Source organism: Streptomyces sp. NPDC052236, assembly GCF_044548015.1.
In the GTDB taxonomy this organism is placed as follows: domain Bacteria; phylum Actinomycetota; class Actinomycetes; order Streptomycetales; family Streptomycetaceae; genus Streptomyces.
Genome location: NZ_JBIUBL010000019.1, coordinates 46,774 through 68,955, shown reverse-complemented (window position 1 = coordinate 68,955; position 22,182 = coordinate 46,774). Strand labels below are relative to the sequence as shown.

Below are 22,182 nucleotides of genomic sequence, written 5' to 3'. Positions count from 1 at the left end.
CTGTCCGGTGGCGCCGGCTTCGCGGCGCGGGGGCTGTCGGCCTGGGCGGCCCGCTGTCCGGTTCGCCAGATGCGCCGGTGCGGGTGCCGCCCGAGGTGTCCGGGTCACCGGCTCGGCAGCTGGGCCTCGGGGGAGGGGGCGCGGCGGGGGCTGACGCCCCCGCGCCCCCGGTTGCGCCGGCTTCGCGGCGACGCGTGACCAGTCGGGTTGGGTGGGGCCGTGCCCCCGGTCGCGTCGGCCTGGCGTTCGTGGGTGGGCCCGGTGCGCGGTATCGCGAGTCCTACGGGCGGGTCTGTGGGGAGAACAGGCCCCTCGCCCGAGCCCGCAGTAGCGGGGTCAGTGCAGGGCGCAGGGGCACCATGCGCGGGAGGCGGTGGGGGAGTGCGCCGTACCAGGCGAACGACGCCGCGAAGCCGAACGCCAGGCACATCAGGCCGCCCACCGCGTCCAGCCAGAAGTGGTTGGCCGTGGCCACGATCACCACCAGGGTTGCCGTGGGGTACAGCACGCCCAGGATCTTCGCCCACGGCGCCCTCGCCACCGCGAAGATGATCATGCCGCACCACACCGACCAGCCGATATGCATCGACGGCATCGCCGCGTACTGGTTCGACATGTTCTTCAGGTCGCCCGACGCCATCGAGCCCCACGTCTGGTGGACCAGCACCGTGTCGATGAAGTTCTGGCCGTTCATCAGCCGGGGCGGTGCGAGCGGATACAGGTAGTAGCCGACCAGCGCCACACCCGTCGTGGCGAAAACCACCAGCCGCGCCGCCGCGTAACGGCCCGGGTGCCAGCGGTAGAGCCACACCAGCACCCCGATCGTCACAATGAAGTGCAGGGTCGCGTAGTAGTAGTTCATCGAAACGATCAGCCATGTCGTCGAGTTCACGGCGTGGTTGATCGACTGCTCCACGGCTATGCCCAGCGACTTCTCGACGTCCCAGATCCAGTCCGCATTGCGCAGCGCCTGCGTCTTCTGCTCCGGCACCGCATTGCGGATCAGTGAGTAGATCCAGTAACTGACCCCGATGAGGAGAACTTCGAACCAGATCCGCGGGCGGCGCGGGCTCCGGAGCGTACGAAACCGCGCCCGCGAATCAGCCGCGGCAGTCTCTGCAACCGTGGGTGCGGGGGTGGCCGTCCGGCCTTCCATAGTCTTCACGGTCGCTTCGCCCATGGGACGAGAGTCTGCCAGATACATGCCACCCCGCCGATCCTCCCCCGGGTGGGTTCTGGGACACACCCGCTACGCCCTACGGACGACGGCTTCCCCCTACAGGCCCCGGTCCGGGCGCCGATGCCGTTGAACCGCGAACCACCAGTTCCGGCATGAAGATGAATTCACTGTGCGGCGCCGGGGTTCCCCCGATCTCCTCCAGCAGCGTACGCACCGCCGCCTGGCCCATGGCCGGGACCGGCTTGCGTACCGTCGTCAGCGGCGGATCCGTGAACGCGATCAGCGGTGAGTCGTCGAACCCGACCACCGACACGTCGTCCGGCACCTCCAGGCCCCGCTGCCGCGCCGCCCGTATCGCGCCCAGCGCCATCATGTCGCTCGCGCACACCACCGCCGTACAGCCGGTGGCTATCAGCGCGGACGCCGCCGCCTGGCCGCCCTCCAGCGTGTACAGCGAGTGCTGGATCAGCTCGGTCTCGATCTCCCGCGGGTCCAGGCCCAGCTGGTCCTGGACCGCCCGCACGAAGCCCTCGATCTTCCGCAGTACGGGGACGAAACGCTTCGGGCCCAGCGCCAGGCCGATCCGTGTGTGGCCCAGCGACGCCAGATGCGTCACCGCCAGCCTCATCGCCGCCCGGTCGTCGGGGGAGATGAACGGCGCCTGCACCTTCGGCGAGAACCCGTCGACCAGTACGAAGGGCACGCCCTGCGCCCGCAGCTGCTCGTAGCGCTGCATGTCGGCCGTGGTGTCGGCGTGCAGCCCGGAGACGTAGATGATGCCCGCGACCCCCCGGTCCACCAGCATCTCGGTCAGCTCGTCCTCCGTGGACCCGCCCGGGGTCTGCGTCGCCAGCACCGGGGTATAGCCCTGGCGCGTCAGCGCCTGGCCGATGACCTGCGCCAGGGCGGGGAATATGGGGTTCTCCAGCTCCGGCGTGATCAGCCCGACCAGGCCCGCGCTGCGCTGGCGCAGCCGCACCGGGCGCTCGTATCCCAGGACGTCGAGCGCGGCCAGTACGGACTGGCGGGTGGTCGCGGCGACGCCGGGCTTTCCGTTGAGGACCCGGCTCACCGTCGCTTCGCTGACCCCCGCCTGCGCTGCGATATCTGCCAGTCGTGCGGGTGCGCTCACAGCATTGGACTGTACCGGGCGCATCTCAGACTGCCCACCAGACGCAGGTTTCCCTGGGGATACGGACCGCCCTGCCGGTGAACTCCAGGGCCGCCGTCGCGAGCACCGGCCGCCCCGGGACGGGCAGCTCGACCTCGGCGGCCAGGGTATTGAGGGTGCACACCAGGCCCGGCCGGGCGAAGACCAGCACGCCCTCGGGCCCGTCCAGCCACTCCATCCCGCCGTCGCCCAGGCCCGGCAGTTCCCGCCGCAGCGCGAGCGCCGACCGGTACAGCTCCAGGGTGGAGCGCGGATCGCCGGTCTGCGCCTGGGCCGAGAGGTCCTTCCAGGAGTCGGGCTGCGGCAGCCAGGAGCCGCCCGTGCCGAAGCCGTACGGAGCGGTCGTGCCGGACCACGGCAGCGGCACCCGGCAGCCGTCGCGCATGCCGTCCTGGCCGTCGCCGCGGAAGAACGCCGGGTCCTGGCGTACCGCGTCCGGCAGGTCCTCGACCTCCGGCAGGCCCAGCTCCTCGCCCTGGTAGACGTACGTCGACCCGGGCAGCGCCAGCGTCAGCAGCGCCGCTGCCCGGGCGCGGCGGAGGCCTGTGTCCTTGCCGCCGTATCGGGTGGTGTGGCGTACGACGTCGTGGTTGGAGAGCACCCACGTGGTCGGGGCGCCCACCGACGCCGTCGCCGTCAGCGACTCGTCGATCACCTTGCGCATCGCCTCCGCGCCCCAGGCGCAGGTCAGGAACTGGAAATTGAACGCCTGGTGCAGCTCGTCGGGGCGTACGTACAGCGCGAGCCGCTCCGCGGAGGGCGCCCACGCCTCGGCGACGCCGATGCGCTCGCCCTCGTAGCTGTCCAGCAGCCGCCGCCAGGAGCGGTGGATCTCGTGGACGCCGTCCTGGTCGAAGAACGGCAGCACCTGCGCGCCGATGAGCTTCGCCTGCTCGCGTACGCCGAGGTCCGGCAGCCCGGCGGCCTTGATCATGCCGTGGGCGACGTCGATGCGGAAACCGTCGACGCCCAGGTCCAGCCAGAAACGCAGGACCGACTCGAACTCCTCGCGCACGGCCGGGTTTTCCCAGTTGAGGTCCGGCTGCGCGGGGGCGAAGAGGTGCAGATACCAGTCGCCGTCGGCGGTACGGGTCCACGCCGGGCCGCCGAAGACGGACTCCCAGTCGTTGGGCGGCAGCTCGCCGTCCACTCCCTTGCCGGGACGGAAGTGGTACAGCTCCCGCTCGGGCACGCCGGGGCCCCCGGCCAGCGCCGCCTGGAACCAGACATGCTGGTCGGAGGTGTGGTTGGGGACGATGTCGACGATGATCCGCAGCCCGAGGCGGTGCGCCTCGCGTACGAGGTCGTCGGCGTCCGAGAGGTCGCCGAAGAGCGGGTCCACGGCACGGTAGTCGGCGACGTCGTAGCCGCCGTCGGCCTGCGGGGAGGCGTAGAAGGGGGTGAGCCAGACGGCGTCCACACCCAGGTCCGCGAGGTAGGGCAGCCGCTCGCGGGCGCCCCGCAGATCGCCGATGCCGTCCCCGTCGCTGTCGGCGAAGGAGCGCACGTACACCTGGTAGATGACGGCGTCCCGCCACCAGCCCGCGGAGTGCGCGGACTGCGCGGCGGGCTGGTCACTGAGGGTGGGAGCGAGCTCCTGGGTCATGTACGTTCCCTTGTAGATCGTTAATTGCATAGATATTGGCTCAACGCGCAGTGTGCGGAGGGGATACGAGCCGATGGCCACTCATCCCTTTGTGCCGCCCGCCGTCAGCCCCGCCACCAGGTGCTTCTGCGCGAAGAAGAACAGGATTCCCGCGGGCAGCAGGATCAGCACCGACGACGCCGTCATCAGGCCCCACTCGGCGCGGTGCGGACCGACGAAGGTCTGCAGGCCCACCGACAGGGTGTACTTCCCCTCGCTGCTCATGAACTGCGAGGCGAAGGCGACCTCGCCCCAGGCGGTGAGGAAGGTGTAGAACGCGGTCACCGCCAGACCCGGCCGGGCCAGCGGCACGATCAGCCGCCAGAACGTGCCGAACGGCGAGAGGCCGTCGATCCGCCCCGATTCGTCGATCTCGGCGGGAATCGTGTCGAAGTAGCCCTTGAGCATCCAGGCGCAGAACGGCACGGAGAACGAGCAGTACGTGAGGATCAGGCCGCCGTAGGAGTCGAGCAGACCCAGCGTCCCCATGATGTTGTAGAGCGGCACGATCAGCACCGCCACCGGGAACATCTGCGAGATCAGGAACGACCACATCAGCGAGCGGTGCCCCGGGAAACGCATCCGCGAGACCGCGTAGCCCGCGCTGGCCGAGATCAGCACGCCCACCAGTACGGTGCCGCCCGCCACCACCACGGAATTCAGGAACCAGGTCCCGAACTCCGTGTCACCCAGCACATGCGTGTAGTTGGTGAGCGTGAAGCCGCTCATCTCCATCGGATGCGTCCAGCCGTTCTCACCGCGGATGGAGACCAGCACGATGAAGACGATCGGGAACATCGCGATGACGGAGGCGACGATCAGGGCGGTGTGCAGGGCGATGGACGCGCCTCTGGAGCGCTCGCCGCGCGGGCGTACCGTCGCGGTGCGTACGGAGGTCCGGGCCGTCGGCGCTGCTTCCTTGACGGTGGTGCTCACTTGGATACCTCCTGGCTGCTGAGCATCCGGCGGTAGAAGACGGAGAAGACCAGGAGCAGCGAGAGGATCACGATGCCGTACGAGGCGGAGCCCGCGTAGTCCCGTACGCCCTGGAAGGCGAGGCGGTAGGCGTACGTCACCAGGATCTCGCTCTCGGTGCCGCCGGCCTGCCCGATCACGAGATAGATGATCGGGAACATGTTGAAGGTCCAGATGGTGCCCAGCAGGACGATGGTGGAGCTGACCGGCTTCAGGCCGGGCATCGTCACATTCCAGAACCGCTGCCAGTGCGAGGCGCCGTCCATCTCGGCCGCCTCGTGCAGCTCGCGCGGGATGGACTGGAGCCCGCCGAGTATCGCCACCATCATGAACGGCACACCGAGCCAGGTGTTGACCGCGATGACCGACAGCTTCTGGATCGTCGGATCGCCCAGCCAGTCGACGGCGCCGATACCGACCTTGGACAGCAGCGCGTTGAACACGCCGTTGTCGGTGTTGTACATCAGCTTCCAGGCGAACGCGGCGACGAAGGCCGGGACCGCCCAGGGCAGGATCAGCAGCACACGGTAGAGGGACCGGCCGCGCACCTGCCGGTTGAGCAGCATCGCGAGCGCGAGACCGATCGTGTAGTGCAGGAAGACGCAGCTCGCGGTCCAGATGACCGTCCAGCCCAGCCGCGGGTAGAACGACCCCTCCTTGCCGGAGAGGATGTTCCAGTAGTTGTCGAGACCGACGAACTTGTACGTCGACGGGACCTCGAAATCACCGATGGTGCGGCCGATGTTGGCCTCGTTGGCGTCGGTGAAGGAGAGGTAGACGCCGCGGCCGAGCGGATAGCCGACGAGCACGGCGAGGACCACGACCACGGGCAGGACCATGGCCCAGGCGTACCAGTGGGTGGTGAAGGACCTTCTGGTCCTGAGGATCAGGGTGCTCATCTCTCTCCGTACGGCGCGGTGGTGAAGGCATCACGTGAAGGGATGACGTGACGGGATGGACCGGCTCGGCCGGCCGGGCGCGTGGGGTCTGCCCCACGCTGAGCGGGGCAGCTCCCCCGGCCGGCCGAGCCGGAGACAAGGGGCGTCCAGAACACGCCCTGGGGCTCGTCAGCCGATCTTGTAGTCCTTGAGGAGCTTGGTGTTCCACTCCTTGGCCAGGGCGTCCAGACCGGCCTTCGGCGCGACATCCCCGCGCAGGATCTTCACGTAGTGCTGGTCGTACGCGACGAAGAGGTCACCGACGCCGGGGATCACCGGGCGGGACTTGGCGACGGTCAGCGCGTCCTGGAAAGCCTTCTTCGCGGGGTCGGCGGTGACCTCGGCGGTGTAGGCGGACTTCCGGGTCGGCAGGGTGTTGATCTCCTTGGCCGTCAGCTCCTGGCTCTTCGCCGAGGCCATGAACTTCACGAAGAGGTACGAGGCGTCCTTGTTCTTGGAGCCGCGGTAGATGGAGTAGTTGTGACCGCCGATGGGGGCGGCTGCCGTGCCGCTCGCGCCGGCCGGGACCTTGGCGATACCCAGGTTGGCCTTGTCCTTGAAGGACTTGCCGCTGTAGTCGTCGGAGACCGACCACGGGCCGTTGATCACCATGGCGACCTTGCCGTCCTTGAAGGACGTCTGGGCCGCGACATAACCGTCGGTGGTGGCGGGCTTGAGCGCCACGCCCGAGCCGACGAGCTGGAGCGCCGTCTCCATGCCCTTGACGGCCTCGGGCGAGTTGACGGTGATTTTCTTGCCGGCGACGTCGAGCATGTCCGCGCCCTCGCCGTAGAGGAACGGCAGGGAGAAGTAGCCCTCGGGGTTGAGCTGCGTGCCCGCGATCCCCGTCTTCTCCTTGATCGTCTTGGCGGTGGCGATGAACTCTTCCCACGTGGCCGGCGGCTTGGCGATGCCCGCCTTCTTGAAGATCTCCTTGTTGTAGAGGAGACCCAGGGTGTCGGTGACCTGCGGGACGCCGACCGTCTCGTTGTTCCACTTGGCGGTGGAGAGCGGGCCGGGGAGGAAGTCCGCGGTGTTGTCCAGGGCCGGGGTGTTGTCCAGCGGCTGGAGGTAGCCGAGGTTGGCGAACCCGGCCGACCAGCCGACGTCGGTACGGATGATGTCGGGCGCGCCGTTGCCCGACTGGGCCGCCGTCTTGAACTTCTGCTCCGCCTGGTCGAACGAGACCGACGTACGGGTCACCTTGATCTTCGGGTACTCGTCCTCGAAGGCCTTGACCAGCTTGTCGTACGTCGGGCCCTCGGCCTCGTTGGAGGTGTCCCACCAGGTGATGGACCCGGCGACGCTCTGCGGGTCCGCCGCTGCCTTCTTGCCGCTGCTGTCGCCGCCGCCGCTGTCGCTGTCTCCGCAAGCGCTGGCGGTAAGAGCCAGTACGCCGACGATCGCGGCGACCGATATGCCCTTGCGCATCTTGATCTCCTCATTGAGGTCAGGCCCTGCCTGTCCCTCGGGCCGGGCTGCTGCGGCGTGAAGCTAACAGTCTTGCAAGGCCTTGCGAAAGACCTTGCAGGAAAGAAAGCGGCAAGGTTTCCAGGTTGTGACCTGCTTGTGTCTTGGGGGTTGACCGGCGGCTGCACTGCTTCTACGGTCTGGGCGCAGGACGCATGACGGTTTCTGCAAGAACCGTCAAGAACGTTGCTGCAAAAGCCTTCAGGCACGGCGCGTTGTCTCACGAGGCTGCTCTGTCACCCGCATTCGCAGGAGAAAACATGGCCAGCAGACCTCTGGCCGCCGCGCTCGCCCTTGTGGCGGGTATGGCGGTCGCCGTGCTCCCCCCAACAGGAATCGCCGCCGCCGCGCCGCCCGGCGACAAGGACGTCACCGCCGTCCTCTTCGAGTGGCGCTTCGCCTCGGTCGCCAAGGCGTGCACCGATCAGCTTGGACCGGCAGGCTACGGATACGTCCAGGTCTCACCGCCCCAGGAACACATCCAGGGCGGCCAGTGGTGGACCTCGTACCAGCCCGTCAGCTACAAGATCGCCGGCCGTCTCGGCGACCGCGCCGCGTTCACGCACATGGTGAACACCTGCCACGCGGCGGGCGTGAAGGTCGTCGCCGACAGCGTCATCAACCACATGGCCGCCGGGTCGGGCACCGGCACCGGCGGCTCGGCGTACCAGAAGTACAACTACCCCGGCATCTACTCCGGCGCGGACATGGACGACTGCCGCTCGTCCATCAGCAACTACGGCGACCGGGGCAACGTACAGAACTGCGAGCTGGTCGGCCTCGCCGACCTGGACACCGGCGAGGACTACGTACGCGGCCGGATCGCCGCGTACCTCAACGACCTGCTGTCGCTCGGCGTCGACGGCTTCCGCGTCGACGCCGCCAAGCACATGCCCGCGGCCGACCTCGCCAACATCAAGTCCCGGCTCACCAACCCGAACGCGTACTGGAAGCAGGAAGCGATACACGGCGCGGGCGAGGCGGTCTCGCCGAGCGAGTATCTCGGCTCCGGCGACGTGCAGGAGTTCCGGTACGCCCGTGACCTCAAGCGCGTCTTCAACAGCGAGAACCTCGCGTACCTGAAGAACTACGGCGAGGGGTGGGCGTACATGGAGTCCGGCAAGTCGGCGGTCTTCGTGGACAACCACGACACGGAGCGCGGCGGCGACACCCTCAGCTACAAGGACGGCGCGAACTACACGCTCGCCAACGTCTTCATGCTGGCGTGGCCCTACGGCGCGCCGGACGTCCACTCCGGGTACGAGTTCACGGACCACGACGCGGGTCCGCCGCTCGGCGGGACGGTCAATGCCTGTTACAGCGACGGCTGGAAGTGCCAGCACGCGTGGCGCGAGATCTCCTCAATGGTGGCCTTCCGCAACACGGCGCGCGGCCAAGGCGTCGTCAACTGGTGGGACAACGGGTACGACCAGATCGCCTTCGGGCGCGGTTCCAAGGCGTATGTGGCGATCAACCACGAGGGCTGGTCGCTGACGCGGACCTTCCAGACCTCGCTGCCGGCCGGGGGCTACTGCGATGTGCAGAGCGGCACCGGCGTCACGGTGAACGGGTCGGGGCAGTTCACGGCCACGCTGGGCGCCAATACGGCGGTGGCGCTGCATGTGAACGCCCGCAGCTGCGGCTGAAGTTCGGATCCTTTGTACGGCCGCCCGGCGAGCGTTGCCGGGCGGCCCCCTTCTCAAGGAGAAGCGTGATACGCCCGAGAACCGCGACGATCGCCGTCGCAGCGCTGTGCGCGGCGCTCCTGCCGGCCGTGCCCGCAGCCGCCCAGGCCCAGGCCCAGGCTCCCGCCCCGCCCTCAGACAGATCGCTCGCCGCCGCACCCGCCCGCCACGACCTCACCCGCGAGCAGTTCTACTTCGTACTCCCCGACCGGTTCGCCAACGGCGACACCTCCAACGACCGCGGCGGGCTCACCGGCTCCCGCCTGGAAACCGGCTACGACCCCGCCGACAAGGGCTTCTACCAGGGCGGAGACCTCAAGGGCCTCACCCAGAAGCTCGACTACATCAAGGGCCTCGGCACCACCGCCATCTGGCTCGCGCCGATCTTCAAGAACCGGCCCGTCCAGGGGACAGGAAAGGACGCGTCCGCCGGATACCACGGCTACTGGATCACCGACTTCACCCAGGTCGACCCGCACTTCGGCACCAACGCCGACCTGACGAAGCTGATCGACGCTTCCCACCGCAAGGGAATGAAGGTCTTCTTCGACGTCATCACCAACCACACCGCCGACACCGTCGACTACGCCGAGAAGAAGTACGGCTACCGCCCCAAGGGCGCCTACCCCTACCTGGACAAGAGCGGCCGTCCCTTCGACGACCGCCCCTCCGTCGCCGCGGACGTGGACGCCGACTCCTTCCCGTACAGCCCGCGAACGACTGGCCAGAAGGTGCCCGCCTGGCTCAATGACCCGGCGATGTACCACAACCGCGGTGACTCCACCTTCGCCGGTGAGAGCTCCGAGTACGGCGACTTCTCCGGCCTGGACGATCTGTGGACCGAGCGTCCCGAGGTCGTCTCCGGCATGGAGAAGATCTACGAGAAGTGGGTCCGCGACTTCGACATCGACGGCTTCCGCATCGACACCGTCAAACACGTCGACCTGGACTTCTGGACCCAGTGGGCGACGGCCCTGGACGCGTACGCGGCCAAGCGCGGCCGGGACGACTTCTTCATGTTCGGCGAGGTCTTCTCCGCCGACACGGCGATCACCTCGCCCTACGTCACCCGCGGACGGCTCGACGCGACCCTCGACTTCCCCTTCCAGGACGCCGCCCGCTCCTACGCCTCACAGGGCGCGCCCGCGGACCGGCTCGCCGCCGTCTTCGCCGACGACTACCGCTACACCACCGACAAGGCCAACGCCTATGAGCAGGTGACCTTCCTCGGCAACCACGACATGGGCCGCATCGGCACCTTCCTCAAGCAGGACAACCCCACGGCCGGCGACGCGGAACTGCTCGCGCGCGCCAGGCTGGCGAACGAGCTGATGTTCCTCGGCCGCGGAAACCCGGTGATCTACTACGGCGACGAGCAGGGCTACACCGGCGCGGGCGGCGACAAGGACGCCCGCCAGACCCTCTTCGCCTCCCGGACCGCCGACTACCTGGACGACGACCAGCTCGGCACCGACCGTACGCACACCTCCGACGCGTACGACACCTCCCACCCCACCTACCGGTCGATCGCCGCGCTGTCGAAACTCACCAAGGACCACCCGGCGCTGCGCGACGGCATCCAGCGGCAGCGGTACGCCGCCGACTCCGTGTACGCCTTCTCCCGTACGGACGCGAAGACGCGCACCGAGTACGTTGTCGCCGCCAACAACGCCGACAGCGCGAAGACGGTGACCCTGCCGGTCGACGCCATGGACTTCCGTACGATCTACGGCGGTACGGGCGCGGTGCGCGCCACCGACGGGAAGATCACCGTCACCGTGCCCGCGCTGTCCTCGCTCGTGCTGCGCGCCGCCGAGCCGCTGGGCAAGCCCGCCGCGAAGCCGTCGATCACGCTCAAGGCCCCGGCCGCGGGCTCCACCGGCACCGTCGAGATCACCGCCGACGTCGAAGGGGGTGGGCTGAACCGCGTGGTCTTCGCCGCGCAGGTCGGCAACGGCAGCTGGCGCACCCTCGGCTCCGCCGACCACGCCCCGTACAAGGTCACCCAGCACATCGACGCCAAGACGGCTGCCGGAACCCCGCTGCGCTACAAGGCCGTTGTGGCCGACAGCGCGGGCCGTACCGCGAGCGCCCTCGCCGCCACCACCGCGGGCCGGACCCCGCCGCCCGAGAAGCCGGTAGCCGTCGAGCGCGACTACGCCGTCGTCCACTACCAGCGGCCCGCCGGCGACTACGACGGCTGGCAGCTGAAGACGGACACCGGCACCACACCCTTCACCGGGCGTGACGCGTACGGGGCCTTCGCCTGGGTCAAGCTCGCCGAGAACGCCGCGACCCTCCCGTACACCGTTGAGAACAACGGCACCGCCGACGGCCCGCAGCGCACCGTGTCCCTGGCCCGCACCGGCCAGGTCTGGATCGCGCAGGGCAAGGAAGGCCAGTCGGACACCGCCCCCGAGGGCGCCTATCCGCCGCAGGACAAGACCAAGGCCGTGCTGCACTACCACCGCCCGGACGGCGACTACGACGGCTGGGGCCTGCACACCTGGGCCGGAGCCGCGTCGCCCACCGACTGGTCCAAGCCGCTGACGCCGGTGAAGAAGGACGCGTACGGCGTGACCTTCGAGGTGCCGCTCACCGCCGGGGCCACCTCGCTCAGCTACATCCTGCACAAGGGCGACCAGAAGGACCTGCCGTCCGACCAGTCCCTGGACCTCGCGACGTACGGACACGACGTCTGGCTGCTGGCCGGGCAGCCGAAGTATCTGCTGCCGCAGACCGGCGGCACGCCCTCGCTCGACCTGGCGAAGGCCGAGGCCCAGTGGATCGGCCGGGACACCGTCGTCTGGAAGGTGAAGACCACCGACGCGACCAGCCAGCAGCTGGTGTACGCACGCGACGGCGGCATCTCCGTCGTCGACGGAGCGCTCTCGGACGAGGGGCGCTGGCTGCGCCTTTCGCCCGCCGCTTTGACCGACGCGCAGAAGGCCAAGTACCCGCACCTCGCCGACTATCCGGCGTTCACCGTCGACCCCCGCGACCGCGACCGCGTACGGGAGTCGCTGCGCGGTCAGCTCGTCGCCACCCAGCGCGCGGCCAACGGCGCGCTGCTCGCCGCCACCGGCGTCCAGACGGCCGGAGTGCTGGACGAGCTGTACGCGGGCAAAGCAACGCGGGCCGCCCTCGGACCCGTCTTCGACGGGGGCAGGGTCACGCTCTCCCTGTGGGCGCCCACCGCGCAGTCCGTCTCCCTGGATCTGGACGGCAAGACCGTCGCGATGCGGCGGGACGAGACGACCGGCGTGTGGTCGGCCACCGGACCCAGGAGCTGGCAGGGCAAGTCGTACCGCTACGCGGTGAAGGTATGGGCCCCCAGCGTCCAGAAGGTCGTCACCAACAAGGTCACCGACCCCTACTCCACCGCCCTGACCACCGACTCCGCCCGCAGCCTCGCCGTCGACCTCACCGACCCGGCTCTCGCACCCGCGGGCTGGGCGGGCCTCAGGAAACCGGCCGCAACCCCTCTGCGCGACGCGCAGATCCAGGAGCTGCACATCCGTGACTTCTCCGTCGCGGACAGCACTTCCACACACCCTGGCGAGTACCTCGCCTTCACCGACCGGGACTCGCGGGGCATGCGACACCTGCGCGCGCTCGCCGCTTCCGGCACCTCCTACGTCCACCTGCTGCCCGCCTTCGACATCGGCACCATCCCCGAGAAGAAGTCCGACCAGGCCGCACCGGCGTGCGACCTGAAGGTGTACGCGCCCGACTCCGACGAGCAGCAGGCCTGCGTCGCCCAGGCCGCCGCGAAGGACGCGTACAACTGGGGCTACGACCCGCTGCACTACACCGTCCCCGAGGGCTCGTACGCATCGGACCCCGAGGGCACCCGCCGCACGGTCGAGTTCCGGCAGATGGTCCAGTCGCTCAACGCCGCCGGTCTGCGCACCGTCATGGACGTCGTCTACAACCACACCGTGGCGAGCGGACAGGCCGACAAGTCCGTCCTCGACAAGATCGTGCCCGGCTACTACCAGCGGCTGCTGGCCGACGGCACCGTGGCCACCTCCACCTGCTGCGCGAACACCGCGCCCGAGAACGCCATGATGGGCAAGCTCGTCGTGGACTCGATCGTCACCTGGGCGAAGGAGTACAAGGTCGACGGCTTCCGCTTCGACCTCATGGGCCACCACCCCAAGGCCAATGTCCTCGCGGTGCGCGCGGCCCTGGACGAGCTGACGCCCGCCCGGGACGGCGTGGACGGGAAGAAGATCATCCTCTACGGGGAGGGCTGGAACTTCGGCGAGATCGCCGACGACGCCCGCTTCGTCCAGGCCACCCAGAAGAACATGGCCGGGACCGGCGTCGCGACCTTCTCCGACCGGGCCCGCGACGCGGTACGCGGCGGCGGCCCCTTCGACGAGGACCCGGGCGTGCAGGGCTTCGCCTCCGGCCTCTACACCGCGCCCAACTCCTCCCCGGCGAACGGCACCGAAGCCGAACAGAAGGCCCGGCTGCTCCACTACCAGGACCTGATCAAGGTCGGTCTTACCGGCAACCTCGCCGGCTACTCCTTCACCGACACCTCGGGCCGTACGGTCAAGGGCTCCGAGGTCGACTACAACGGCGCCCCGGCCGGATACGCGGCCGTCCCCGGCGACGCCCTCGCCTACGCGGACGCACACGACAACGAGTCGCTGTACGACGCGCTCGCCTTCAAGCTGCCGAGCTCCACATCACCGGGCGACCGGGCGCGGATGCAGGTGCTCGCGATGGCGACGGCGGCGCTCTCACAGGGGCCCGCGCTCTCCCAGGCGGGCACGGACCTGCTCCGTTCCAAGTCGCTGGACCGCAATTCGTACGACAGCGGCGACTGGTTCAACGCGATCCAGTGGGATTGCCGGGACGGGAACGGCTTCGGCCGGGGACTGCCGCCGCAGGCCGACAACAAGTCCAAGTGGACCTATGGCAAGCCGCTGCTGACCGCGCCCGCGCTGAGCGTCGGCTGCCCGCAGATCGACGGGGCGTCGGCGGCCTACCGGGACCTGCTGAGGATCCGTACCGGCGAGAAGGCGTTCAGCCTGGCCACCGCCGGGGAGGTGCAGTCCGGGGTCTCCTTCCCGCTCTCCGGCACGGAAGAGACCCCGGGCGTGATCACCATGCGCGCCGGCGACCTGGTCGTGGTCTTCAACGCCACCCCGCAGCGCCAGACCCAGCGGGTCGCGGCGCTGGCAGGACAGGCGTACGCGCTCCACCCCGTTCAGGCGGCGGGCGCGGACGCAGTCACCAAGACGGCCTCGTACGAAGGGAGTTCGGGCAGCTTCGCGGTGCCCGCGCGGACTGTCGCCGTCTTCAGCCTCAACTGACCGACCGCAGGGCCGGCCTGCGGAGCGGCTTCTCCAGCAGGATCACGGCGTACCGGCTGCCGTCCTTCGCCACCTTCCCCGGCTGCTCACCGGCGATGCGGTAGCCGGCGTCCTCGTAGTACGTGCGCAGCCGGGGGTTCGTGTCGATGCAGTCCAGTCGCACGAACTCCCGGCCCGTCTCGGCGATCCGGTGCTCGGCGTGCGCGAGGAGCAGGCGGCCGAACCCGACGGGGGCCGTCTCCCGGTCGATCATGAGGCGGTGCACATATCCGGCCACCGGCGGCTGGATGCCCCAGGCGTCCTCGTCCCCCCACCACAGTTCGTAGGCGCCGATGGCGTCGCCGTCCGAGGTTTCCGCGATCCAGATCTCGCCCTCCTTGATGCACCGGCGGAAGTCGTCCGAGTCCCTGTCGCCGGGGGTCCACTGGGCAATACCGCTGTCCCGCATCCAGCGTGCGGCTCCGTCGAAGAGCGCGACCAGGGTCTTCACATCGAGGTCGGTGGCGGGCCGAGAGATGATCTTCATCCGAGCATTATTGACGACGGCGGGGAGATCCGCGTAAGGGTGGGAGCGGACAATAGCCGGATCACCCTCACCATGCTCACCATCCCTACCACCACGCTGGAGCGCCTGATGCCGCACATCACCGTCGACTACTCCGAGAACCTGGAGTCCTCCTTCGACCGCCGGGCCTTCGCGCTCGCCCTGCACCCGCTGGTCGCGGAGACCGTGGACACCAAGCTCACCGCCTGCAAGACCCGCTTCCGCCGGGCGGACACCATGGTCGTCGCCGGTGGCGCGCCCACCGACGCCGCGGTCTACATCGACATCGCCCTGCTGGCCGGCCGCACCACCGAGCTCAAGACCAGGCTGTCGGAGTCGGTCGTCGCTCTGCTGGCCGGTTACCTCAAGCCGGTCGACGGTGTCATGCCCCCCGTCTACGCCGAGGTGCGCGACCTGGCGCCGTCCTACCGCAAGAGCGAGACCGAGAGCTAGAGCTGGACCCTAGACCTGGACCTGGACCTGGACCTGAGCGGGCAGCAGCGACACGAGCCGGCCGACCAGAACGCTGAACGGGCCGTCGGCCGGCTCGTCCTTCAGGACGCGGACCAGGAGGTCCGCCAGCTCCGCGTCATGGATCGCGCTGACCGCCGACAGCGCCGCGAAGTCGTGCACCAGCTGTAGCTCCAGCTCGGCGCGCGGGCCCGCCGGCCGGTTCAGCGCGGTCGACTCGGCGAGCGTCATCCACGTCCGTACGACCAACTCCAGCCGCGCCGACGGTTCGCCGACCTCCAGATGGGCGAGTATCTGCTCGTACGCCGCCTGCCGCACCTCGTTGATGACCGGCGCGGCGAACCCGGTCCCGTGGGCGTCCACGAAGTCGAAGAACCGGCCCAGGACGCGCAGCAGCCGCGCCCCGAGCGGGCCCTCATGCCTCTCCTGGAACAGCTCGGCCAACTCGCCGGCTGCTTGCCGCAGCGCCGCCTCGTACAGACCCTGCTTGCCCGGGAAGTAGTGGTAGACGAGCGGGCGCGAGATACCGGCGGCAGCGGCTATCTCGTCGATCGACACGTCGTCGGGGGAGGAGCGGTTGCTGAACAGCTCCAGCGCCACGCCGATGAGCTGTTGCCTGCGCTCCTCGACGCCCCATCGACGGCGTACCCCGGTCGTCATACGAACAGACTACCGATCGCACGCCATTACGGGTCAGTGCGGCGGTCAGTGCAGCGCGCTCACCCTGCGGCCGTCCGCCAGGCGGCCGTTCAGCTCCGCCCGCGAGCCCTGGGTCGCCGGGACCGCCAGCAGCCGGCCGTTCGCGCTGCCGTCCACCCCGCCCGAGGTGGTCAGCGACGCGAACTGCTCGCTGCCCGCGGCCAGTACGTACCACCGCCCCGCCCGCGACTTCCACAGGACACCCGCGAGCACCCGTGGCTCACGCACCCCGCAGGACGGCCCGTCCTCCGCCCGGGCCACGATCGCTCCGGGCGTGCCCGCCCCCGCGTGCGGGTCGTGGAACTGGGCCATGACCCGGCTGCCCGTGCCCCGCCAGGTCTCCGCGCGCGTGCACAGCCAGGCCGCCGTGCCGTTCGACTCGGGCAGCGGCTGCTTCGCGTACTGCCACGAGTTGACCGAGCGCACTCCGTGCCCGCGCACCCCCGCCAGCAGGCACGCCGTACGCGCCCAGGAGGCGCGGGCCGCGGTGCCGACGACGTCCCTGGGGGCGGACGGCGGTCCCGAGGTGAGCCGGACAGGGGTCAGTTCGCCGAGGTCGGTCAGCAGCCGGCCGGCCGAGTCGTCGCGCAGCTCCAGCACGTCCCAGCTGCGGCAGTCCCGCGCCCGCGCCGGGCTGGGCAGGGGGGCGGTGACACCGTCGGCGCCCCGCTGGAGCGGGCGCGGGTCGCCGGCCGGGTCGAGCAGGTCCCGTACCGCCGTCTTCTCCACCCAAGGGGCCATCAGATAGCGGACATTGGCGTGGGTACGGGAGGCGATGAGCGCGCCCGAGGAGGCGGCGTCGGCTCCGTCCGTACGCGCGAAGTCCAGGGCCACGCCACCGGTGCCGTTCCTCGGCTCGGCGTAACGGATCACGCGCAGCCCGTCGTGCAGCAGCACCACGCGCGCCCGGTCGACCTCGCCCGCGTACAGCAGCTGCGGGGAGCCCATCGGCGGGCCCGGCGGTGTGCCCGGCGTGGTGGACACCTCGACCGCGCTGCCGGGCCTGGCCCAGACGGCGAGGGCGCGGCGCAGCAGGGCGCGGTCGTCGGTGAGCGCGCCGCGCGTGGGCCAGACGGAGAAGTCCGTACGGGACGAGCGCTGCCACGCCGTGGCGGAGACCCGCTTCAACAGCGCGGGATTCAGGGCGGCTTCGGCCGCGGGGTTACGCGCGTACGGCGGCGCCGCGGCGCCGTACGGGCCCCAGCCGTCGCCCGGCATCCCGAGCAGCGCACCGCACACGGAGAGCGCGGCGACGGCCACCAGCGCCGCCTTGACGTGCTGGCGCCGGCGCATCAGGTCGGTGGGGCGCGCCTGGAGGGAGCACGGGTCGAACTCGGGGGACGCGAGCAGCGCGGCGGCGCCCTCGCCCAGGGCCCCGGCCAGCTGGTCCGCCTCGGCCAGCGCCTCCTGCGGGTCGTCGACCCCGGCGGCGGTGAGGGCCCGGCGTACGCCGGTGTCGGGCAGCCCCTCCAGGACGCGCAGCACATAGGCCGCACGGCCGGGACCGGAGAGCGCGGAGAGCCGCTGGTCCAGGGCGAGTTCGTCGGCGCCGCCGGAGCGCGGGAAGACCCGCAGGCCCCACACCTGGGGCAGCAACGGCGGGAACTGGGCGCGCCGGGGCCGGGCGAGCCGCCTGAGCGGCAGACAGGCGTCCAGGGCCTGGCGCAGCACCCGTCCGCGTACATACGCGTAGGCGTCGTCTCTCGCGGGCGTGTTCCCGGTACGGGGCAGCGAGCGCTGGGCGAGGGCATGCGCGGTCAGCGCGCGGCGGTTGCGGCCGAGGGACGTGGGCAGCACGAGATACGCGATCCGGACCAGCCGGGGGTAGTGCTCGACGAGGGCCGCTTCGGCCTGCTCGATCTCGACTCGGCCGACGGTGGGGGAGGGGGTGGGAACGGACGCGGGAGGCGTGACAACAGGCTGTGGGCGCACATTCAGCAGAACGAGCGAATCGTCTTACGGTCACCGGTCCACTTCGCCGCCCGGGACTCGGCTACCCGGGGTCGGTCAGCCGCTCGTGGATGCGCTCGACCGCCGTCGGCGGGACTCCGAGCCCCTCGCAGACGTACTTCTCCATCGTGCCGTAGCGCGTGTCCACCTCGTCCAGCGCCGCCGCCAGATACTCCGGGAACACGCCGACGACCGCGAGGGCGGTCTCGGGGTCGCCGCCCTGTGCCGTGAACCCCTCGATGAGCGGTGCGAACACATGCCGTACCGCCGGGTTGACGGAGAGGTACTCCGCCTCGACGGTCTCGGGGGTCGCGCCGAGGAGCGTCAGGACGATCGCCGCCGCCCAGCCGGCGCGGTCCTTGCCCGCGGTGGAGTGGAAGAGCAGCGGGCCGGCCTCGGGCTCGGCGAGTTCCGTGAGGAACGCCCGGTAGGCGACGCGCGCCGACTCGGTGGCGACGAAGCCGCGGTAGGCGTCGGTGAACAGCGCCTGCGCCCGGCCGCCGCCCAGCTCCCGCTCGGCGACGACCGGATCGGCAAGCACCTGCTTGATCCGCGCGGCGACCGGCAGCGGCCCTGGTGCGCTGCCCGGTGCGCTGTCCGGCGCGCTGCCTGGCATCTGGTTGGCGAGCACATCGGCGAGGAGGAGCTGCCCGCCGGCCGGGATGTGGTCCGGGCGGGCGAGTCGCTCCGCCCGGGTGCGCAGGTCGACGATCGTACGGATGCCCAGCGCGGCGACGACCGGGTCGGCGGTCGGGTCGAGCCGGTCGAGCTGTCCGGAGCGGAAGACGAGGCCGGTGCGTACCCGGCCGCCGCAGGGCAGCGGCGTGGAGCCGAGGTCACGGAGGTTGGCGACGGTGATGGCGGGGATCGCGGACATGGGCGGGGCGGCTCCCTGACGTCGTGCAGCCGGCGTGCTGCCGGTATCTACCGAATAGGGCTCTTTGCTACTAGACGGTAGTCGACGGTCCGGTGGTGAGCGACCACCCGCTGAAGTGCACCGTGCCCCGTGCCCCGCTGCCGCCGTTCGCCGCGCTCATGAAGAGCCCCACGTCCTGGAGGGCCGCTGTCCCCGGTACCGGGACGGTGGCGACCGTACGCCAGGTGGCGCCGCCGTCCGTGGAGCACTCGCCCGTGAAGGACGCTCCGGCGTTCCGGGTGAGCCGCAGCAGCACCGGGGCCTTGATGCCGGTGATACGCCGGAAGGTGTCGAGGGTGCCGTCGGCGTTCGTGTCGTACGACATGACGATGCCCTGGCCCGGTGTCGCGGCCAGGTTCAGGAAGCCCAGGTCCCCGGGCGTGGCCAGGCTGTTGCGTACGACGATGCCCGTGCGCGCCCAGCTGCCGGTGTTGTCCTGGGAGTCCACGCGCAGGACGGCGCTCATGCCCTCCGCCAGCGCCCGCTCCCGGTAGGCGGCGGCGAACTGTGTGATGCCCCGCCACAGGTCGTTGCCCGCGCCGTTGACCGCGAAGCGGTCGCCGAGCTGCCCGAAGACGGCCGCGTTGCTGGTGAAGGTCCGCCACTCGGGATCGAGCGGCGCGGCGACGAAGAGCGCGCTCTTCTGCGTGACGGCGACCGGCTCCTCGCCCCCTGGCCCGTACCGCGTGCGCAGCGTGTACGGCATGGCGCGCAGCGGCTCGGTGAGGGGGTCGGCGGGGGCCGTGACCCGCCACGAGACCGTGCCCGTCGCGCCTGCGGGCACGCTTTCCAGGGAGGTCGCGCCCTGCGCCTCGGCGGCCAGGCCGGCCAGGTCGAGGTCGACGCGGCCGGTGGCGCGCAGGCCGTTGACGTTGCGGAAGACGGCGGCGACGGTGCCGGTGGAGCCGGGGGTGAAGGACGGCGGGTCGGCGGTGACGGTGACGAAGCCCTGGTACGGGGCGGTGGCCAGGGTGTCGTACACCCGCCGCGCGGTGCGGTACGCGTCACCCGTCGGGCGTACGGGATAGGCGCGCCGGTCCAGCGTCCACGCCTCCTCCGCCGGGTACCAGTCGAAGGTCCTGGGGGCGCGGCCCTCGGCCATCGAGGCGGCCTGTTCGTCGAGGTACTGCTCCCACTGCGGGACATGGACGTCGTTGATCAGGCCGTGCCAGTCGCGGTTGGCGTAGTTGCTCAGCTCATTGGCGGCCGGGCGGCCGGCCCAGGTGGTGATCAGCGCGCGGGCGGTGCGTTCCAGCCCTTCCGCCTCCGCAGGGCTGGTCGCGAGCCGCTTGGCGTCCTCCAGCCAGGGCCCCAGCAGGAAGGCGCGGTGGCAGCCCGCCATGGTGTCGCTCAGCCGCATCAGCTTCAGCCAGAGCGCGGACACGGCGCGGAAGGTGTCCACGTCCTTGTCGAGGGCGGCGGCGCGCAGCGGCAGCTGGAGGGTGCGTGAGCGGTTGGCGAGCGCCTGGCGGGCCAGGTCGGTCAGATCGTGGCGGTAGGCGTCGCTGTCGCGCAGCGAAGGCCGTACGGTCAGCAGCGCGGCGAAGGCGCGGTCGAACTCCGCGGGGTCGAAGGCGGTCGCGATGGACGACGTCAGGCTGGGGCGACGGCAGAACAGCGAGTCGTAGGGGCGGCCGTCGGTGCTGGTCAGCTTGTACGCGGTGGCGGCGAGCGTGGCGAAGGCGGCGCGCGCGGAGGGGTCGTCGCCGCCGTAGCGGACCTGGGCGTACCCCGCGAACCACGCGGCCCGGTCGATGCGCTCCTCGCGCCAGGCGAGCTCGCTGAACAGCTCCAAGGCGGCGGGGTCGCGCTCGGCGGCCTCCGGCATGTACGCCGTACCGACGAGGGCGCTGCCGGGCTTGTCGCGCCAGGCGGTGAACCTGTCGGTCCACCGGTCGGTGTTCGCGCCGATGTACGTACGGCCGCCGAAGTTCGGGATGGTGCCGAAGGCGTACGGGGCCCCGCCCCACGAGGTCTCCCGGTCGGTGACCCTGTCCAGGTCGGAGAGGCCGTCGACAATCAGGACGCGGTCGGTGTCGATCGCGTCGAGGAGGGCCGGGCGCGGATTGGACTGCCAGCCGAGGATGACCCAGGTCGCGCCGGGGCGTGCGGTCTGGAGGGAGGTCTCCACGGCACGGGCGGCGTCCGGCACCGGAACGTCCCCGGCGGTGCCGCCCTCGTGCAGCAGGTCCATCTTGAAGTGGCGGACCTCGCCGAACAGCTCGCCCTGGTGGCGGTAGTAGGCGGCGGCGACGTCGGCGAAGCTCTGGGTGCGCGGGTCGAGCCAGTCGGGGCGGGGCAGGCCGTTCCAGCTGCCCTGGGGGATGACGCGGGCGTCGCCGGGGTTGCGGGCGACGAAGCCGCCCGGGACGGTCCCGAAGTAGCCGGGCAGGACCGGATGCATGGACAGCTCACGCATCCGGTCGGCGATGCGTCTGCCGAGGTCGGTGCGGATTGCGATGAGCTCGGGGGAGAGCGGGCCGCCGTACTCGCTCATGTTCTGCAGCAGCCACCACGGCTGGTGAGAGGGGGCGGGCAGCCAGGTGCGCGCCTCGGTGTCCGTATAGCCGAAGTCCATCAGGAGCCGGTGGTAGACGGCCTCCTGACCGGGGGTCACCAGGACCTCGTTGCAGCCGTGCAGGGCGAGCACGTCGAGGAGGCGCTCCCAGCGGGCCCAGTCGGCGTACGGGGCGGTGTAGCCGTCGTGCGTGTCGTTGTACGCGAACCGGTGCGGGACGGTCGCGGAGCGCTCCAGGGGCTTGCGGGGGGCGGGCAGCCGTCCCGGCAGGTCTTCGAGGTGGCTGCCCGACCACGAGATATGGGCGTGGCAGACGTACTTGAGGTACCAGTGGACGCCGGTGAGCAGTACGGCGGGGCTGGTGCCCGCGACCTCGATACGGCCCGGGGAGCCGGTGACGCGGAATCGCTCGGGGCCGGTGGGCAGGGCGCGCAGCCGGAACTGGTCGGCGTGGCGGGGCAGCAGCCGATTGAGCGCGGAGCGTGCGGGATCCGTATGGAAGGCAGGGCCCTCGTCGGGGCTCTCAGCGGCGTGGGTCGGGACAGCCACTCCCAGGGAGGTTCCGAGGCCGATGGCACCGGCTGTGCCCAGTACGGTGCGTCGCGACAGATCGGTCATCCGCGTGTCCCCTGTGTAGACAGGATGTGCACGCTAACCGGAGAACGGGCTGTGCTCAATCGTGTGGAAGGA

Annotated in this window: 13 protein-coding genes and 1 pseudogene; 3 read left to right on the top strand and 11 right to left on the bottom strand. The window is 70.5% G+C overall.

Annotation, left to right across the window (positions count from 1 at the left end; genetic code table 11):
• Positions 1–280: 280 nt before the first annotated feature.
• The 6 genes from ACIHCQ_RS28065 to ACIHCQ_RS28040 all read right to left on the bottom strand — a co-directional run bounded on the left by ACIHCQ_RS28065 (position 281) and on the right by ACIHCQ_RS28040 (position 7,340).
• Complete coding sequence (locus ACIHCQ_RS28065) at positions 281–1,180, bottom strand: phosphatase PAP2 family protein (RefSeq protein ID WP_399667983.1); 900 nt, start codon at positions 1,178–1,180, stop codon at positions 281–283.
• Positions 1,181–1,256: 76 nt separating this feature from the next.
• Positions 1,257–2,312 (bottom strand): LacI family DNA-binding transcriptional regulator, encoded by a 1,056-nt coding sequence (locus tag ACIHCQ_RS28060; protein WP_399667980.1) that lies wholly within the window; start codon positions 2,310–2,312, stop codon positions 1,257–1,259.
• A gap of 25 nt (positions 2,313–2,337) precedes the next feature.
• Positions 2,338–3,957, bottom strand: a complete 1,620-nt coding sequence (locus tag ACIHCQ_RS28055; protein WP_399667978.1) for a glycoside hydrolase family 13 protein — start codon at positions 3,955–3,957, stop codon at positions 2,338–2,340.
• An 81-nt stretch (positions 3,958–4,038) separates the two neighbouring features.
• A complete protein-coding gene (locus ACIHCQ_RS28050; RefSeq protein WP_399667975.1) occupies positions 4,039–4,932 on the bottom strand; it encodes a sugar ABC transporter permease in 894 nt (297 codons plus the stop codon).
• Positions 4,929–5,870, bottom strand: a complete 942-nt coding sequence (locus tag ACIHCQ_RS28045) for a carbohydrate ABC transporter permease (protein ID WP_399667972.1) — start codon at positions 5,868–5,870, stop codon at positions 4,929–4,931. Before ACIHCQ_RS28045 ends, ACIHCQ_RS28050 begins: the two co-directional genes overlap by 4 nt.
• A gap of 168 nt (positions 5,871–6,038) precedes the next feature.
• A complete protein-coding gene (locus ACIHCQ_RS28040; RefSeq protein ID WP_399667969.1) occupies positions 6,039–7,340 on the bottom strand; it encodes an extracellular solute-binding protein in 1,302 nt (433 codons plus the stop codon).
• 299 nt (positions 7,341–7,639) lie between these two features.
• On the opposite strand from ACIHCQ_RS28040, the pseudogene ACIHCQ_RS28035 reads away from it, so the two are divergent.
• Both ACIHCQ_RS28035 and pulA read left to right on the top strand, forming a co-directional pair.
• A pseudogene (locus ACIHCQ_RS28035) lies at positions 7,640–9,019 on the top strand (alpha-amylase family protein); the annotation flags it as partial.
• A 71-nt stretch (positions 9,020–9,090) separates the two neighbouring features.
• Entirely contained in the window at positions 9,091–14,394 is a 5,304-nt protein-coding gene (gene pulA, locus ACIHCQ_RS28030; protein WP_399667966.1) for a pullulanase-type alpha-1,6-glucosidase, read from the top strand.
• Here the strand turns inward: pulA and ACIHCQ_RS28025 are convergent.
• The gene (locus tag ACIHCQ_RS28025) at positions 14,387–14,920 is read right to left on the bottom strand and encodes a GNAT family N-acetyltransferase (protein ID WP_399667963.1); all 534 of its coding nucleotides are present in this window, start codon (positions 14,918–14,920) and stop codon (positions 14,387–14,389) included. The genes pulA and ACIHCQ_RS28025 overlap by 8 nt on opposite strands.
• Before the next feature lie 108 nt (positions 14,921–15,028).
• On the opposite strand from ACIHCQ_RS28025, the gene ACIHCQ_RS28020 reads away from it, so the two are divergent.
• On the top strand, positions 15,029–15,391 hold the full coding sequence (locus ACIHCQ_RS28020) for a 5-carboxymethyl-2-hydroxymuconate Delta-isomerase (protein WP_399668269.1): 363 nt from the start codon (positions 15,029–15,031) through the stop codon (positions 15,389–15,391).
• A gap of 9 nt (positions 15,392–15,400) precedes the next feature.
• Here ACIHCQ_RS28020 and ACIHCQ_RS28015 read toward each other — a convergent pair whose 3' ends face one another.
• From ACIHCQ_RS28015 to ACIHCQ_RS28000, 4 genes are all read right to left on the bottom strand, one after another.
• Positions 15,401–16,069 carry a TetR/AcrR family transcriptional regulator gene (locus ACIHCQ_RS28015; protein WP_399667959.1) on the bottom strand — a complete coding sequence of 223 codons (669 nt, stop codon included), beginning with the start codon at positions 16,067–16,069 and terminating at the stop codon, positions 15,401–15,403.
• 45 nt (positions 16,070–16,114) lie between these two features.
• Positions 16,115–18,049 carry a hypothetical protein gene (locus ACIHCQ_RS28010; RefSeq protein ID WP_399668266.1) on the bottom strand — a complete coding sequence of 645 codons (1,935 nt, stop codon included), beginning with the start codon at positions 18,047–18,049 and terminating at the stop codon, positions 16,115–16,117.
• A gap of 52 nt (positions 18,050–18,101) precedes the next feature.
• Positions 18,102–18,935 carry a tyrosine-protein phosphatase gene (locus tag ACIHCQ_RS28005; RefSeq protein WP_399667956.1) on the bottom strand — a complete coding sequence of 278 codons (834 nt, stop codon included), beginning with the start codon at positions 18,933–18,935 and terminating at the stop codon, positions 18,102–18,104.
• A gap of 70 nt (positions 18,936–19,005) precedes the next feature.
• On the bottom strand, positions 19,006–22,110 hold the full coding sequence (locus ACIHCQ_RS28000) for an alpha-N-acetylglucosaminidase (RefSeq protein ID WP_399667953.1): 3,105 nt from the start codon (positions 22,108–22,110) through the stop codon (positions 19,006–19,008).
• Between the last annotated feature and the right edge of the window lie 72 nt (positions 22,111–22,182).

Excerpts from the sequence above, each read along its gene's own strand:
- ACIHCQ_RS28015 (WP_399667959.1), bottom strand. The coding sequence starts at position 16,069 with ATGACGACCGGGGTACGCCGTCGATGGGGCGTCGAGGAGCGCAGGCAA.
- ACIHCQ_RS28005 (WP_399667956.1), bottom strand. The coding sequence starts at position 18,935 with ATGTCCGCGATCCCCGCCATCACCGTCGCCAACCTCCGTGACCTCGGC.
- ACIHCQ_RS28000 (WP_399667953.1), bottom strand. The coding sequence starts at position 22,110 with ATGACCGATCTGTCGCGACGCACCGTACTGGGCACAGCCGGTGCCATC.
- ACIHCQ_RS28020 (WP_399668269.1), top strand. The coding sequence starts at position 15,029 with ATGCCGCACATCACCGTCGACTACTCCGAGAACCTGGAGTCCTCCTTC.
- ACIHCQ_RS28065 (WP_399667983.1), bottom strand. The coding sequence starts at position 1,180 with ATGGGCGAAGCGACCGTGAAGACTATGGAAGGCCGGACGGCCACCCCC.
- ACIHCQ_RS28055 (WP_399667978.1), bottom strand. The coding sequence starts at position 3,957 with ATGACCCAGGAGCTCGCTCCCACCCTCAGTGACCAGCCCGCCGCGCAG.
- ACIHCQ_RS28045 (WP_399667972.1), bottom strand. The coding sequence starts at position 5,870 with ATGAGCACCCTGATCCTCAGGACCAGAAGGTCCTTCACCACCCACTGG.
- ACIHCQ_RS28025 (WP_399667963.1), bottom strand. The coding sequence starts at position 14,920 with ATGAAGATCATCTCTCGGCCCGCCACCGACCTCGATGTGAAGACCCTG.
- ACIHCQ_RS28040 (WP_399667969.1), bottom strand. The coding sequence starts at position 7,340 with ATGCGCAAGGGCATATCGGTCGCCGCGATCGTCGGCGTACTGGCTCTT.